The organism is Rhizobium sp. SAFR-030 (assembly GCF_059415005.1).
This window is the reverse complement of record NZ_JBPFDO010000004.1, coordinates 104,699-119,323: the sequence shown is the minus strand read 5'-3', so window position 1 is coordinate 119,323 and position 14,625 is coordinate 104,699. Positions and strand designations below refer to the sequence as shown.

At 62.8% G+C, this 14,625-nt stretch carries 18 protein-coding genes; 8 read left to right on the top strand and 10 right to left on the bottom strand.

Going from position 1 to position 14,625, the window contains the following annotated elements:
* Positions 1 to 122: 122 nt before the first annotated feature.
* The 6 genes from ACR65N_RS13490 to ACR65N_RS13465 all read right to left on the bottom strand — a co-directional run bounded on the left by ACR65N_RS13490 (position 123) and on the right by ACR65N_RS13465 (position 6,974).
* On the bottom strand, positions 123 to 407 hold the full coding sequence (locus tag ACR65N_RS13490; protein ID WP_440457442.1) for a hypothetical protein: 285 nt from the start codon (positions 405 to 407) through the stop codon (positions 123 to 125).
* Complete coding sequence (locus tag ACR65N_RS13485; RefSeq protein ID WP_440457441.1) at positions 404 to 1,765, bottom strand: NAD(P)/FAD-dependent oxidoreductase; 1,362 nt, start codon at positions 1,763 to 1,765, stop codon at positions 404 to 406. The genes ACR65N_RS13490 and ACR65N_RS13485 overlap by 4 nt, the downstream gene beginning before the upstream one ends.
* 462 nt (positions 1,766 to 2,227) lie before the next feature.
* Positions 2,228 to 4,894: a malto-oligosyltrehalose synthase gene (treY, locus tag ACR65N_RS13480; protein WP_440457440.1), complete on the bottom strand. Its 2,667-nt coding sequence runs from the start codon at positions 4,892 to 4,894 to the stop codon at positions 2,228 to 2,230.
* A gap of 95 nt (positions 4,895 to 4,989) precedes the next feature.
* On the bottom strand, positions 4,990 to 5,700 hold the full coding sequence (locus tag ACR65N_RS13475) for a metallophosphoesterase family protein (protein WP_430304999.1): 711 nt from the start codon (positions 5,698 to 5,700) through the stop codon (positions 4,990 to 4,992).
* A 53-nt stretch (positions 5,701 to 5,753) separates the two neighbouring features.
* Complete coding sequence (locus tag ACR65N_RS13470; RefSeq protein WP_430304998.1) at positions 5,754 to 6,533, bottom strand: nucleotidyltransferase family protein; 780 nt, start codon at positions 6,531 to 6,533, stop codon at positions 5,754 to 5,756.
* A 165-nt stretch (positions 6,534 to 6,698) separates the two neighbouring features.
* Positions 6,699 to 6,974: a hypothetical protein gene (locus ACR65N_RS13465; protein ID WP_430304423.1), complete on the bottom strand. Its 276-nt coding sequence runs from the start codon at positions 6,972 to 6,974 to the stop codon at positions 6,699 to 6,701.
* Between the two features lie 171 nt (positions 6,975 to 7,145).
* On the opposite strand from ACR65N_RS13465, the gene ACR65N_RS13460 reads away from it, so the two are divergent.
* A complete protein-coding gene (locus tag ACR65N_RS13460) occupies positions 7,146 to 7,334 on the top strand; it encodes a DUF3008 family protein (protein WP_430304422.1) in 189 nt (62 codons plus the stop codon).
* Positions 7,335 to 7,517: 183 nt separating this feature from the next.
* Complete coding sequence (locus tag ACR65N_RS13455) at positions 7,518 to 7,829, top strand: hypothetical protein (RefSeq protein WP_440457439.1); 312 nt, start codon at positions 7,518 to 7,520, stop codon at positions 7,827 to 7,829.
* Between the two features lie 44 nt (positions 7,830 to 7,873).
* Here ACR65N_RS13455 and hmuQ read toward each other — a convergent pair whose 3' ends face one another.
* Together hmuQ and ACR65N_RS13445 are read right to left on the bottom strand one after the other, a co-directional pair.
* Complete coding sequence (gene hmuQ, locus ACR65N_RS13450; RefSeq protein ID WP_440457438.1) at positions 7,874 to 8,215, bottom strand: heme-degrading protein HmuQ; 342 nt, start codon at positions 8,213 to 8,215, stop codon at positions 7,874 to 7,876.
* 35 nt (positions 8,216 to 8,250) lie between these two features.
* Positions 8,251 to 8,610: a YbaN family protein gene (locus ACR65N_RS13445; protein WP_430304419.1), complete on the bottom strand. Its 360-nt coding sequence runs from the start codon at positions 8,608 to 8,610 to the stop codon at positions 8,251 to 8,253.
* A 181-nt stretch (positions 8,611 to 8,791) separates the two neighbouring features.
* Here ACR65N_RS13445 and galE point away from each other — a divergent pair, with 181 nt between their 5' ends.
* The 6 genes from galE to ACR65N_RS13415 all read left to right on the top strand — a co-directional run bounded on the left by galE (position 8,792) and on the right by ACR65N_RS13415 (position 13,203).
* On the top strand, positions 8,792 to 9,781 hold the full coding sequence (galE, locus tag ACR65N_RS13440) for a UDP-glucose 4-epimerase GalE (protein ID WP_440457437.1): 990 nt from the start codon (positions 8,792 to 8,794) through the stop codon (positions 9,779 to 9,781).
* A 25-nt stretch (positions 9,782 to 9,806) separates the two neighbouring features.
* Positions 9,807 to 10,511 carry a uracil-DNA glycosylase gene (gene ung / locus ACR65N_RS13435; protein ID WP_440457436.1) on the top strand — a complete coding sequence of 235 codons (705 nt, stop codon included), beginning with the start codon at positions 9,807 to 9,809 and terminating at the stop codon, positions 10,509 to 10,511.
* A gap of 133 nt (positions 10,512 to 10,644) precedes the next feature.
* Positions 10,645 to 11,577 (top strand): VOC family protein, encoded by a 933-nt coding sequence (locus ACR65N_RS13430; RefSeq protein WP_440457435.1) that lies wholly within the window; start codon positions 10,645 to 10,647, stop codon positions 11,575 to 11,577.
* Between the two features lie 11 nt (positions 11,578 to 11,588).
* Positions 11,589 to 12,197, top strand: coding sequence for an alpha/beta hydrolase (locus tag ACR65N_RS13425; RefSeq protein ID WP_440457434.1), 609 nt, complete (start codon positions 11,589 to 11,591; stop codon positions 12,195 to 12,197).
* Positions 12,198 to 12,359: 162 nt separating this feature from the next.
* Positions 12,360 to 12,674 carry a hypothetical protein gene (locus ACR65N_RS13420; RefSeq protein ID WP_440457433.1) on the top strand — a complete coding sequence of 105 codons (315 nt, stop codon included), beginning with the start codon at positions 12,360 to 12,362 and terminating at the stop codon, positions 12,672 to 12,674.
* Positions 12,675 to 12,798: 124 nt separating this feature from the next.
* Positions 12,799 to 13,203: a RidA family protein gene (locus tag ACR65N_RS13415; RefSeq protein ID WP_440457432.1), complete on the top strand. Its 405-nt coding sequence runs from the start codon at positions 12,799 to 12,801 to the stop codon at positions 13,201 to 13,203.
* Between the two features lie 4 nt (positions 13,204 to 13,207).
* On the opposite strand, the gene ACR65N_RS13410 is transcribed toward ACR65N_RS13415, so the two are convergent.
* Both ACR65N_RS13410 and ACR65N_RS13405 read right to left on the bottom strand, forming a co-directional pair.
* Positions 13,208 to 13,777: a transglycosylase SLT domain-containing protein gene (locus ACR65N_RS13410; protein ID WP_440457431.1), complete on the bottom strand. Its 570-nt coding sequence runs from the start codon at positions 13,775 to 13,777 to the stop codon at positions 13,208 to 13,210.
* 158 nt (positions 13,778 to 13,935) lie between these two features.
* Entirely contained in the window at positions 13,936 to 14,517 is a 582-nt protein-coding gene (locus tag ACR65N_RS13405; protein ID WP_440457430.1) for an NAD(P)H-dependent oxidoreductase, read from the bottom strand.
* Positions 14,518 to 14,625 lie beyond the last annotated feature (108 nt).

Sequence of the window (14,625 nt, the reverse complement as noted above, 5' to 3'; positions counted from 1 at the left end):
ACGAGGCGGTCGGCTAGGTCGGCCGCCTTTTGCATGTCGGCTGCCGGTACGGCCTGCTGGGAAGCTTATCCCACAGCAAAATTTAGACGATTGCTACCCCTGCAGTATCTGCGCGGACCGCTCTAGCTGGTTCGACCGACCTGCCTGGCCAGATCCTCGAAGGTCGGCTCGCCGCCCCGTTCGGCTGCCTCGTTGGCAGTCATCAGCAGACGGATGGGGAAGGCGACCGCCTTGCGGTGCGAGTCCGACTGGCCGTCGAGCGCCGAGTTCTTCATTACCGCCGCTTCCGTCTCGGCGAGCGTCTCGTGGATTTCCTCATGGGTCAGAAGCTGCTTCTCCACCATCAGTCGGTTCATGGCGGCAAGCGCCAGGTAAAGACCTTCGAGCTGCGGATTGGCAGTATTCATGTTTCACTCCTCTGCGTGGTCGACGGGACGAAGGCCGACGCGTTTTCGTCGATCAGCCGGGCGCCCCGCTGGCGGGTCAGGTAGCGCCAGATCCACTGGACGGTGACGAGCAGCCGCTTCTCGAAATTGACGAGCAGGTAGACGTGGATGAGCGCCCAAAGCAGCCAGGCGATGCGTCCCTTCATCTGCCAGGTGCCGAAATCGAAGATCGCCGCGTGGCGGCCGATGACGGCTGTGTTGCCGCGATTGTGGAAATGGAAGGGCTGCGGCTTGGTACCGTCCAGCAATTCTGCCCGCACCGCGCGACCGAGATACTGGCCCTGCTGCTTGGCGACCTGTGCCAGCGCCGGCAGCGGCTTGCCGTCCTCGCCGATGCCGAGCGCCGTGTCGCCGATCGCGAAGATGGCCGGCGACCCCTCGACCCTGAGGTCCGGCCCGACCGGCACCCTTCCACCCGCCTTGCCCTCGACACCGAGCCAGCTGGCCGCCGGCGACGCCTTGACGCCGGCGCCCCAGATGACGTTGCCGGTGCGGATCGTCTCGCCGCCGGCAACCACAGCCTCTCTGGAGACCTCTTCGACCATGCGGCCGGTCATCACCTCGACGCCCATCTTCTCAAGTTCGCGGGTGGCGTAGGCGGTGAGCTTTTCCGGGAAGGCCGCGAGGATGCGCGGACCTGCCTCGAGCAGAATGACCCGGAAATGCTCCGGCGCCAGCATGCGGAAATCGCGGGTGATCATGAAACGGCCGAGTTCGGCAATGGCGCCGGCCATCTCGACGCCGGTTGGCCCGCCGCCGATGATGACGCTGGTGAGCAGCGCCTTCTTTTCTTCCGGATCGGTCGACAGTTCGGCGCGCTCGAAGGCGAGCAGCAGCCGGTGCCGGATGAGCCGCGCCTCGTGGATTGTCTTCAGGCCTGGCGCTGCGGCGCGCCAGTCGTCATGGCCGAAATAGTTGTACTCGGATCCGGATGCGATAATCAGCCGATCGAAACTGACCGGTGCCCCGTGATCGAGCAGCACCCGGTTTTCGAGCTTGTCGATGCCGACCACCTCCGCCAGCATAACCTTGATGTTGGCGTAGCGCCCGAGCGTCCGGCGGATCGGCTCGGATATGTCGGCCGGCGAAAGGGCTGCCGTCGCGACCTGATAGAGCAGCGGCTGGAAGAGGTTGTGGTTGCGCCGGTCGATGACCGTCACCTCCAGATCGGTGCCGCCGAGTTCGCGCGCGACCGCAAGACCGCCGAACCCCGCACCGATGATGACCACGCGCTGTTTTCTGGTGGTCTCCGGCTTCAGCGTCGCCCGAGCCGGCTTCGGCGTCTGCTGCAGCGAGGCGGTGTCGGGGTGAAACGACATTCGAAGTCCTTTGATCTCGCGTTAAGGCCATGCGTGGACAACTAAGACGAACCCCTTGATGCATCAAAGGTTCCAGCTACGTCGCCGGGAACCTTTTGCGGACGACCACGTTGATGGGTCGGAACAACACGGAGCTAGGGAACTATGAACAGCATCGTTTGGCTCGTTGGAGCGGTCGTCATCATCATCGCGATCCTCAATCTGGTCGGGTTCGCCTGATCCGCGCTGCAGACCTATTGATCGTAAAAGGAGAGTAACATGAACAGCATCGTCTGGCTCGTCGGAGCCGTTGTCATCGTCATTGCAGTTCTTTCGTTCGTCGGCATCGCCTGACACTCGACAGAACGCCGATATCAAAAGCGCTGGTCACACTGTGACCGGCGCTTTTTTCATTTCGGGCGCTGAGTAGACGTTGGTCGGCGCCCCCGGATCGGAGGGCGCCGGTGCATTATCACTGGAGTTCTACTGCGAGAGCAGGACGGCGAACGGGTACTGCGCGAAAAGCTTCGATAGCTGCAGGTTGGCGCTCTCCACCGTCTGCCCGGTCAACACGTCCTTGTAGGTGCCGCCGGAAAACTGGGCAGGAAGGTCGATGCCGGTTGCCTGCCAGAAATTCGGCGAGGGCATCCGGTTTCCGTCAAGCATTGCATCGAGCATCAGCCGCGGCGCCACAACCATCAGCTTGCGCTCATCGTGGTGGCGACCGAAAGCGACGATGTGCTCCGCCTTTTCGCCGGTCGCCTGCATCGGAATGTAGTCCCCGTGCAGGAAGAGGTCGGCATACTGCTGGCGCAGCGGGAGGATCCTGGAAATCAGTTGCTGCTTCAGTCGGCCGTCGGCGATCCCTTCGACAGACGCTCGATCGGCGCTCACCTCGACGCCGGAGGTCAGCGTGTCGAACGCGGGCATGCGGCGGTTGTCGGGGTCGACGAGCGACAGGTCGAGCCCCTCGCTGCCCTGGTAGATGTCTGGAATGCCGGGCGCCGTCAGCTTGATCAGCGTCTGGGTGAGGCTGTTCAGTGCCCCGGCATCGAAGACCGGCTGCATGCGCTTGACGAAATCACGTCGGAACGCTGCGCCGCCAGCCCCAAGCAGGTGGCTCGCATAGCCCATGACGGCCTTCTCGTAGCCGGCGTTCTGGTCGCTCCAGTTGGTGCGCAACTTGGCTTCCCGCAGAGCCTTTTCAAGATAGCCGAGGAACCGCTCCTCAAGCGCCTTCAGAGCCTCGGCATCTTGCGTGTCGATCTCCTGTGGCCAGACCCCGACCATCGACTGGTAGATCAGCCACTCGACGGCGGGTTCCGGGGCCGGACCATCGTTAAGAGAAACGACGGCGGCGCGGTTCATCTGCCGCCAGGCGTCGAAGGATTCGCGCCAGAGGTCCCGCGCTTCGCCGAGTGCGTAGAGCCGGGCGCGCGCATCTTCGCCGCGCTTGGTATCGTGGGTCGAGCTGCCCGAGAGACCGGCCGGCTGTTCCGTCAGGCGCGCCTGCATGTCGGCATGAAAGACGTCGAGGCCGAACCGGCGCGGATGCGGCTCGCTGCCGACTTCGTTCAGTGCGATCAGCGGGTTTACGCGAAAGAACAGCGTGTCCTCGACGGATTTCGCCATCAGCGGACCGGTCAGTTGCTGGAAGCGCATACGGAACTCGCTCGCCAGCCCGTCGGCGGACTGCTCGACATCGGCTGCGAGGATGCGGCCGATAAACATCAGCGCCGTCTCTTCCGGCGGGTTTGGACCCTTGCGGACGGCGTCCATCACGTCGGTCAGCCGCTGGCGATCGGCCGGCTCGAGGCCCATCCGGTTGCCATAGGTGCGATAGACCGGGAAGGCGATCAAAAGCGCCCGGATCGCCGAGCGGAGCGCCTCGTCGTTCGGTGCCGAGCGATCGTTGTGCTTCTCGCCGATCGCCTTGGCGATGCCGACCAGCCGTGCCACTTCCCCGGCAAAATTGACGTCGGCCATCATGGCCTTGGCGTCGCGCGCCTCGGCATCGACGTCGAGCGGCGCATCCAGAAGGTCGGAATACTGGGCGGAGAAACGCTCGAGCGCCTGCGGGTGCATCATGACGTCCGACAGCGAGGCGATGAACTCGTAGCCGGTCGTTCCGGAGATCGGCCAGTCGGAGGGCAGTTTTTCGCCATGCGCCAGGATCTTCTCGACGATCAGGTAGCAGTCGGGTCCGACAGCCTGGCGTAGGCGGGTGAGATAGGCGCGCGGATCCGCCAGGCCATCAACGTGGTCGATGCGAAGCCCGTCCACCTTGCCCGATAGCACCAGTTCGAGGATCAGCGCGTGGCTCGCCTCGAACACCTCCTCGTCCTCGACCCGCAGGCCGCCGAGGCCGGTGATCTCGAAGAAGCGCCGGTAGCTGAGATCCTTCGGCGCGTCGCGCCAGGACATCAGCCGCCAGGACTGCGCATCGTGCAGGGCTGCAAGCCGTTGCCGGTTGCCGGAGATTTCCTTCAGCGCCGCGTCCAGACGATCAGCGCCCTCATCGCTCGCAAGGCTGCGCATGCTGGCGTGGAAGTCGTCTTCCGCCTGCGGCGATGCCCGCGAGGCCAGCTGGCGGATCTGGTCGGCGAGCGGCAGGTCGATGCCGTCCAGGGCAGCCCTGTAGGTGCCCGGGTTCAGTGGGTAGTGGCTCTCGAAATAGGCAAGTGCCAGGGTGCCGGCGTCGCGGTCGAAGATCAGCGACACATCGCCCGAAGCGAGCACCGCGTCGAAATCGTCGCCGAGGAACGGCAAGGTCAGCCGGCGGGTCCAGTCGACGTCGAAGAAATGTCCGAAGCGGCTGTCGCTGCCCCATTCGACGATGCTCCGCCACCAGCGGTTTTCCAGGCCGGCGGCCATGTGGTTCGGCACGATGTCGAGGATCAGGCCGAGGCCGGCCTGCTTCAGCGCCGTCGACAGACGTTCGAAGCCTTCGCGGCCACCAAGTTCAGGCTCGAAGGCGTTGGCGTCGGCTACGTCGTACCCGTGCGTTGATCCCGGGGCGGCGGTGAACACCGGCGAGGCATAGAGATGGCTGATGCCCATCCGCTTGATGTAGGGCACGAGTTCAACGGCCCGGTCGAAGGTCATGCCGTTGCGAAACTGAATCCGGTAGGTGGATGTGGGTATGGTCAACGTTGTGCGCCTCCGACGCAGACAGGGAAGATCGTGGCTCGAAACTCGGCTGTGCCTTGGCGGTTCCGCAGCCTGTTGGGCTGCGGCGAAAATTGTCAGAGTTCAAGCAGTGCGTAGGGCCGTCCGGTCGGCTTTTCGATATGCGCCGCGACATTGTAGACCGGCGCACCACCAGGCGTCCGGCCCTGATACTGGCCGCGATGGGCATGGCCATGGACGACGGCGCTGACCGGGAAGCGATCGATGGTTTCCGCCAGCCGCGAGGAGCCGAGGAAGGGGTAGATTTCTTTCGGCTCGCCATCGACGGTCTCGGCGATCGGTGCATAGTGGAGTACGACCATCGCCCGCTCGGAGCGCACCTGGCGCAGCGCATTTTCAAGCCGCATGGTTTCCTCGACGCTCTCCGCCACCATCGCCTTGATCGCCGGTTCGCCGAAGCTGCCCAGCATGTGGCGCCCGAAGCCGCCGGCAAATCCCTTGACGCCGGCAAAGCCGATGCCGTTGATCTCCACCGCCTGGCCTTCCAGAAGGTTGACGCCGGCATCCTTCAGCACCGACCGCACTTCGTCGACATCGCCGCATTCGTAATCGTGGTTGCCGAGCACCGCGACCACCGGGATCGAACAGGCGCGCAGGTCAGCGGCCAGCAGTTCGGCCTCCTTGCGCTTTCCGAGGTCGGTGAGGTCGCCGGCCATGACCAGGATATCGGCAACTGAGGAGATCTCGGCGAACAGTTCCTTGTAGGAGGCGGAACCCGTCTCCTTGACGTGCAGGTCGGCAACCGCTGCGATGCGAACCGGCTTCACGGTCGGTTCGCCCGCCGTCGACTGGCTAGCGGTCTCAGGTGTCACTGGATCGTTCACAGCAGCGCTCCTTCCTGGTCCTGTCGCATTTCGCCTTCGCCGCCGACATCGGCAAACCCCCACTCCTTCACGTCGATGTCGAAATCGATGCGCGAGAACATTCGGCCACGGCAGATCTTCATCTGCGGCAAAGGCAGCTGTCGCTGCGCGGCCAGCCGGTCGAGAAGCTCGTCCATCAGCCAGTCGGGGATCTTGTCGCGCTCGGTCGGGTAGATCCAGCGGAAGTTCAGGAGGTGGATCAGCAGCACTTCCCAGTGCACTTCCATGTGTCCGAGCAATCGCTTCCAGTCGATCTGGTCGTGCGCCTTGAGGATCACGTGGACGACGTCGGCGCCATCATAGCGGTGACGGAGCTGCACGAAGCATTTTGACCAGATGAGCTCGGTCGGCGCGGTGATGCGCACCTTGTGGCCGTTCATCTCGACCTGCCTGGCATTCTCGAACCACTGGTCGCCGATCGGCATCGTACCGTTGGAGCCGGCAAAGATGACGTCGAAGAACAGGTTGCCTTTAATGACCTTGCCGAGCCAGCGGTCGTCTTCCACCTCGATCTGGTAACCCTTCGACTTGAAGTGCGCGAGAATGCGGTTGAAGTCGCCTGCCTTGCAGAAGATGTCGAGATCCTTGGTCGGACGCGAGATCCCGGTATAGGCGCTGACTGCAAATGTGCCGGCCAGCAGATACGGGATGCGCGAGGCGACTAATTCTTCCAGCGCTTCCAGCACGAAGGCTTCGGCTTCGGCGCTGGCGAGCGTCGGCGCGGCCTTCGCCTCGATATCCGGGATGGCCGGGGCGAGCTGAGGCGTCAGAAGCTCCGGTGTGTCGCCGGTCTTGGGCGTCGCATCGGCTGGGTCGTGGATCGTCATGCAGTCGTCTCCGGTTGAGGCGCAGAGGAACTGCGGAGCGGCGGAAACGGTTCCGCCGGTCGGCAGCCTGACCGGTCAGCGTTCCGGATTGTCGGCGTTCGCCATCGGGCTCGGCCGGCCATCGGGCATGTCGCCGTCGAGCCGTTCGTCGAGGTCCTCGAGATCGCTCTTCACCAGATAGGTGTCGCCGCCGCCCAGACGCGAGGCTTCCTGCACGGCCTTGATGTTGGTCTCGTCCATCTGCGCGTGCAGTGCGTCTTCCGAACGTTCGCGGCCATCCTCGGCAAAGCGGCGCGAACCTTCGTCGTCGGTCATCTTGTCACGGCTGTCCATGTTGTCTTTGGTGGCCATTGCTGGATCCTTTCGATTGGCGGGGCCTCTTAGGCTCCTGGTCTGGAAACCCGAAGCATGGCCCAGGTGTTCCCTTGCAAATGCAGGATCCTTGCGGGAACGAAGGCAAAGGCAGGTCCGTTTTACGGTTTCCGGCACTGAATGATGCCGGATCGAACGGAGGACCGAGACATGCCTGCGAAATCCAAAGCACAACAGAAGGCCGCCGGCGCGGCGCTGTCTGCCAAGCGCGGCGACACCAAGAAGAGCGATCTGAAGGGCGCCTCGAAGGGCATGGAGAAGTCCATGTCGGAGAAGGAGCTTCACGACATGGCGTCGACCAGCCGCAAGGGAAAGCCGCAGCACGCTTCCAAGGATTGAACACAGGCCCTGCCACCGACTGACGATCAACGGACTGTCGTGAACCGCCCTGTCTTGAACGGCGCCGTCGCGATCCCCACATCCGTGTCGACCCGGTGGTCCGGGCCCCTCTGGTGAAAGATCGACGCTTTCACGATGTCGGACCTCTCTTTACGACATCGACGTCGACCTGAAGGCCAGATCATGCTCTCCGACATCGCCGCTTGGTTCATCACCATCTTCCTCCTCAATCCCGTTCAGGCGGAAGTTCAGACTCATCTCGAACGCGTCAACGCGACGAGTGAAACCGTCCAGCAGGCTCGGGAATGCATCTCCACCCACGCTCCGAAGCTGATCCAGAGGGCGGGTTCAGAGCCGGTCTGGGCCGTCGTGACCGCGGTTGGTGTGACCTTCGGCTGGACATCTCCGGCGAGCCTTCTGGACCGCAACGATCCCAACTGCGCTCCCATCGCCGGTCTTCTGGAAGACGGCGAGCGTCAGGAACAGGGTTCCTGACGGGATCGGGACGTTCCGGCCGGACGCGATGATCTGCGGATCATTCAGCCCGGCGACGGCTTGCCGTCATGCCCCTCGTGGATAATCACCTCGAAGCCCTCGAATTGCGGCCCCGACAGATACTCGATCTTGCCGCGGCTTTCACCGGCGCGCGCATGCGCCGCACGGAACTGCTCGGACTTCGTCCAGGCGGTGAAGGCTTCCTGGTTTTGCCAGATCGTGTGTGACGCGTAGAGCGAATGATCGTCGTGCTTCGGCCCCTTCAGCATGCGGAATTCGAGATAGCCCGGCACTGTCGAGAGATGGCGCTCTCGGTTGCGCCACATCTCCTCGAAGGCTTCTTCGAAACCCGGCACCACCCGGAAGCGGTTCATGGCGATATACATCGGCAAATCTCCTTGCACTGGAACAGCAGCTCTTTTCAGCTCGCCTCCGGACGCGTGACGATAAAGAGAGACGAGCCGCCCATTACCGCCAGCACCAGCACGGCCCGCCAGAGCGGTGGCGATGTGCCGGCGAGAAAGATCAGGTAGCTGAGGCTCATCAGCGAGACGGCGGCAATCTTTGCCCGGCGTGAGATCGCGCCATGGCGCCGCCAGTTCCGGAGCGGCGGGCCAAAGCGCGGATGCTCCATCAGCCACGCTTCAAGGCGCGGGGATGAGCGGGTGAAGCAGGCGAGCGCCAGCAGCAGGAACGGCGTCGTCGGCAGCAGCGGCAGGAAGGCGCCGATCACGCCAAGCGCCACGAACAGCCAGCCAAGCGCCAGAAACAGCAACCGCATCGAAACCTCTCATCGTCGTTCGCCCTATCCTTAGCGGATGTTCATGCAAGGGGAAATCGCTCTGCCGTCATGCGGTTCCGGAACGTCGATGGCGTGCCGGCTGCACCCATCGCCTGCGGGGTGGTGTTCTCGCTTTTGCCGACTATAGTGCCGCCGACGTTCAACGGAGTTGCTGCTGTCCATGTCCCAGAAGAAGGTTCTCGTCGTCGGCGGTGCCGGCTATATCGGCTCGCACAACTGCCTGCTTCTCGCCGAACGCGGCTACCAGCCCATCGTCTTCGACAACCTCACCAATGGTCATGCGGAATTCGTCAAATGGGGGCCTCTGGAACAGGGCGACATCCGCGATCGCGCCCGCCTGGACGAGGTGTTCGCCAAGCACAAGCCGGATGCCGTCCTGCATTTCGCAGCGCTGATCGAGGTCGGCGAATCGGTGAAGAACCCGGTCGCCTTCTACGACAACAACGTCATCGGCGCGCTGACGCTTCTGTCTGCGGCGATGGATGCGGGCGTCGGCGCCTTCGTCTTCTCGTCGACCTGCGCCACCTATGGCCTGCCGCAGCAGGTGCCGATGGACGAGACCCATCCTCAGGCGCCGATCAACCCCTACGGTCGCACCAAGTTCATCATTGAGCAGGCGCTGAAGGATTACGGCACCTACAAGGGGCTTCGCTCGGTCATGCTGCGCTACTTCAACGCCGCCGGCGCCGATTTCGAAGGTCGCATCGGCGAATGGCATACGCCGGAAACGCACGCCATTCCGCTCGCCATCGAGGCGGCGCTGGGTCGCCGCCAAGGGTTCAAGGTTTTCGGCGACGACTACGACACCCGCGACGGCACCTGCGTGCGCGATTACATCCATGTGCTGGATCTTGCCGACGCCCATGTGCGGGCCGTCGACTACCTGCTGGCGGGCGGCGAAACGGTGGAACTCAACCTCGGCACTGGCACGGGCACCACGGTGAAGGAACTGCTGGGGGCTATCTCCGACGTGTCCGGCCGGCCGTTCCCGGTCGAGTATGTCGGGCGACGGGACGGCGATTCGACCACCCTGGTCGCCAATAACGACAAGGCTAAGGCCATCCTCGGCTGGGAGCCGCAATACTCGCTGCACGACATCATCCGCTCTGCCTGGGACTGGCATTCGAAGGCAAACTTCCACCTGCAGTGAGATCAGGACGCGAGAGGAGAGCGGCATGCCGGATGGCGCAATCAAGATCGAGGAAAGCTGGAAGCAGGCGCTCGGCGCCGAGTTCGGCAGCCCCTACATGGGCACGCTGCGCAGTTTCCTGGTAGCCGAGAGGGAGGCCGGAAAACGGATCTTTCCGCGGGGACCGGAGTATTTCCGCGCGCTTGATCTCACGCCGCTGCCGAACGTCAAGGTGGTCATCCTCGGCCAGGATCCCTACCACGGCGAGGGCCAGGCGCATGGCCTGTGCTTCAGCGTCCGCCCAGGCGTCCGCACGCCACCGTCGCTCGTCAACATCTACAAGGAGATGCAGACGGATCTGGGCATTCCGCCGGCAAAGCACGGCTTTCTCGAACACTGGGCGAGACAGGGCGTGCTGCTTCTCAACAGCGTGCTGACGGTGGAGCAGGCGCAGGCTGCCTCACACCAGGGCAAGGGCTGGGAAAAATTCACCGATGCCGTTATCCGCGCGGTGAACGAGCAGTGCAGTCATGTCGTGTTCATGCTCTGGGGCGCCTACGCGCAGAAGAAGGCGGCCTTTGTCGACCAGCGCCGCCATCTGGTGCTGAAGGCACCGCATCCGTCGCCTCTGTCGGCGCATAACGGCTTCTTCGGCAGCCGGCATTTCTCGCAGGCGAATGCCTATCTGATCTCCAACGGCCGAGAGCCGGTGGATTGGCAACTGCCTGAGGTGCCGAGCGAGGGACCGTAATGCGAACCGAAGTGTTATTTTGTGAACGATGCGTTCGGATTGTTCACTCTATGCACGAGGCATGCTTGCCGCCATCTTAGCCCCAGACAAGCAAACGGCTGATCCGATTGCTTCAGAGACAAGGGGTTTCATCATGCTCGACCAGATCAAGGGCTTGCACCATGTCACATCGATGGCTGGCAACGCCCGTACCAACAACAGCTTCTTCACCGATACGCTCGGCCTTCGCCGCGTCAAGAAGACGGTGAACTTCGACGCCCCGGACGTCTACCATCTCTACTACGGTGACGAGATCGGCACGCCCGGCTCGGTGATGACCTATTTCCCGTTCCCGCATATGTCGAAGGGCCGTCCCGGCACCGGCGAAGTCGGCACCACGGTGTTTTCCGTTCCGGAAGGATCGCTCGGCTTCTGGGGCGAACGCCTGGCCGCCAAGGGCAGCCTTGAACTGAAGACCGATGAGGCCTTTGGTGAAAAGCGGCTGCAGTTCTTCGGCCCGGACGGCGATGGTTTCGCGCTGTCTGAAGTGCGGGACGATACGCGTCCGTCGTGGACCGGCAATGGCGTCTCCGAAGATCATGCGATCCGCGGTTTCCATTCGGCGTCGCTGCGCCTGCGGGACGAAGGGGCGACGGCTGAACTCCTGAAGTTCATGGGCTACCAGGAAGTCGATCGCCGCGATGGCGTCGTGCGGCTTGCCGTTCCCGGCGGCAACGGCGCTGATGTCATCGATATAGAGACGATGCCCAACATCGCCAGCGCCCATCTCGGCGCCGGCTCCGTTCATCACATCGCCTTTGCCGTGGAGAACCGCGAAAAGCAGCTCGAAGTCCGCAAGGCGCTGATGGATACCGGCTACCAGGTTACCCCGGTCATCGACCGCGATTACTTCTGGGCCATCTATTTCCGCACGCCGGGCGGCGTCCTCTTTGAAGTTGCCACCAACGAGCCCGGCTTCGACCGCGACGAGGACACGGCACACCTGGGCGAAGCCCTGAAACTGCCGACCCAGCACGCCCATCTGCGCTCCTATCTGGAAGAGCATCTGGAAAAGCTGGAAGGCTGAAGGACAGGATCATGAGCAAGGACAGCTATGTTCACAAGGTGCGACCCGGCAAACCGGGCGCACCCATCCTGGTCGTCCTGCACGGGACGGGCGGCGACGAGAACCAGTTCTTCGATTTCGGCAGCCGCCTGCTGCCGGACGCGACGGTGATCTCGCCGCGCGGCGACGTCTCCGAGCACGGCGCCGCCCGCTTCTTCCGCCGCAAGGCCGAAGGCCTGTACGATCTCGACGACCTGGCCCGGGCAACCGAGCGGATGGCGGATTTCGTCGAGGCCAACCGGGCGCACTATCAGGCGGGGCCGTTGATTGGCCTCGGCTTCTCCAACGGTGCCAACATTCTCGCCAACGTGCTGGTGGAAAAGCCGGGCCTGTTCGATGCCTCGGTGCTGATGCATCCGCTGATCCCGTTCCAGCCTGAGCCACGACCAGGGTCGTCGCGGGTGCTGATCACCGCTGGTGAACACGACCCGATCTGCCCGGTGCCGCTCACCCGGGCGCTTGCCGATTACTTTATCGCCAACGGCGACGAGGTGACGACTGAATGGCATTCCGGCGGTCACGAGATCCGCCCGAACGAAATCGATGCGATCAAGACGTTCCTGGCGCCCCACGGCGCGTGAGGGGAACACCCCATTACTGTCGGTTCAGACAGTAGAGGGGTGCAGCCTTGCCCCAGACTATGATATTCTGTGGCGACATGCCTGAGCAGGTGTGCCAGCACCATCGGAGACGTGGGGATGGCAAAATGAGCGAATAGCGATTTGACGTGGAGCACGTACAGCATGACCACGGAAAATATCAGCCTCGAATTCTTGGCAAAGCAGTCAAAGCTTCAGATTGATGAAGTGCGCCTAGTTCGACAAGATTTGGCCGACATGATGAGGCTTTTGACCGCTACCTATGACCTGACCAGACGGATCGAGCGGCGCGAAACAGAGCTGCGTGATGACATCGAACTGATGGTCAAGATGGAGCTTGGCGGCTCGCTTGCCAACATGCAGAGGATCATTGAGAACTCGCTTTCTCGCATTGAACACAGCGTCGGAGATGTGGCGCAACGCGTGGAAGCGCTCGAGAGGCAAGGTCTGACGCCTTAACTCAAGCACACCGAAAAGTGTGCCCTCGAACATGCTCCGCTAGACTGCGGCTGCGCATTTTCCTCCGAACCCAGCCGGCTCGGCTATACTTCTCTCGATAGTCACAGAATCACGCAGGGACAGCATGGCACCAACGGCAAAGCAGGTCTTCAACCCGCCATCCGTAAGAAAGCCGTTCGGCGGCTATAATCACGGCCTGCTGGTGCCGCCCGGCGCATCACTGCTGGTAACCTCCGGGCAGCTTGGTATCGCTCCGGACGAGATGATCCCGGATGACGTGACCGGCCAGGCGAAGCTCTGCTTCGAAGCGATCGGCGCCATTCTTCGGGAGGCCGGCATGAGCTTTGCTGATGTCATCCGCATCTCCGGCTTCGTTACCCGGCGCGAGAATTTCGCACCCTACATGGCTGTCCGCGACCGCTACACGCTCGATCCGAAACCGGTCTCGACGCTGCTGATCGTCAGCGGCTTCACCCGACCGGAATTTCTGGTCGAGGTGGAGGTGACAGCCGCCAAGCTTTCCGATTGAAAATCTAGTACCCGCAGGCCCGCAATTGGCGCTCGTACTGGCTGGCCATGCGTGCCGATCTCTGGGCGGCGCCTCGTATGCCAGAGGTGAACTGGCCGCGCTCATAGCCCGCGTGGCCGGCATAATAGGCGAGGTAGAGCCGGTAGCCATCGCCGAGCGAGATGCCGTTCCGCCGGTTGCTCTTGTTGTGGTACCAGGCGACGAAGTGGATGGCGTCGCCGAAATCGCTGCGGCTGGCGTTCCACCGCCCGGTTTCCCGCTTGTAGCTCGCCCATGTTCCGTCGAGCGCTTGAGCGTAGCCGTAGGCGGAAGAGGCACGTTTCCAGGGAATGAAGCCAAGAATGTAGGTGCGCTTGGGTCGTGCATGGGCGCGGAAGCTGGATTCGGTGTAGATCGTTGCCATCAGCACCGGTACCGGCACGCCGTATTCGCGCGATGCATGTCTAGCGTCGCGTGCCCAGTTGTTGAAGAGCCCATCACGCTGCGCAAAGATGGCGCAGGCATTGTCGATCCTGCTCGGCGCGGTTCCGCAGCCGGCAAGAACCAGAAGGGCGATGAAGAACGCAATACGCATCGCTTAACCTCTTGTTCGAAGAGATTAATAGCCGGTAAGATTTAACTAAAGGTTTAGGCGGTTTGAGTAGCCATTCCGATCTGTTCGAGAGCTGACCGCAGGCCGGCGTTCGCCTCGTCCACCTCGTGCAGGCAAGTCAACACTATCGTCGGACCCGCTCAAAACCGCTCCATCTCGACACGAACCCTGGCGAGGAAGGCGGCGCGCGTCTCTTCGGTGCAGTTGTTCATGTCGTAATGGGCGAGGAAGCGCACCGGCGCGCCCACCTTGATCTGCGCCCGGATGACCCGCTTGATGATCTTCTTCGGCGGGTTGCCGACCAGAAAGGCACGCATTGGCGTGCCGCCATAGGTGAGGACCGCCGCGAGCTTGCGGATATGGCGGAGCGTCGGCGTCAGCCTGCCGTCCTCCAGAGCGAAGGAGACGCCTGGCAGCCAGACACGGTCGAAATAACCCTTCAGCATGGCCGGAAAGCCGAAGTTCCAGACCGGCGTGCAGATGACCAGCCCTTCCGCTCTCTTCAGTCGCTCGACATGGGTTTCGACGCCGCCGATGTTGTCGGGATAGTCATGATAGATGCGGCGGCCATGCGCGGAGAGAACCGGATCAAAACCTTCAGCGTAGAGATCGCAGGCGTCGACCTCGTGACCGGCTTCAGCAAGGCTCGCGCAGGTCTGCCGGAACAGCGCCTTACCGTAGCTCTCTTCGACCGGGTGGGAATGCAGAACAAGCACGCGCATGCGTTAGGCTCCAGGTCTTTGCCGGCCTGCTGGCGAGGTCGGGGTCGAGGTCAAGATGTTCGCGCCGTTTGTCCCAGCAGCCTCATCCTGCGCGGCCAAGGCGGGACG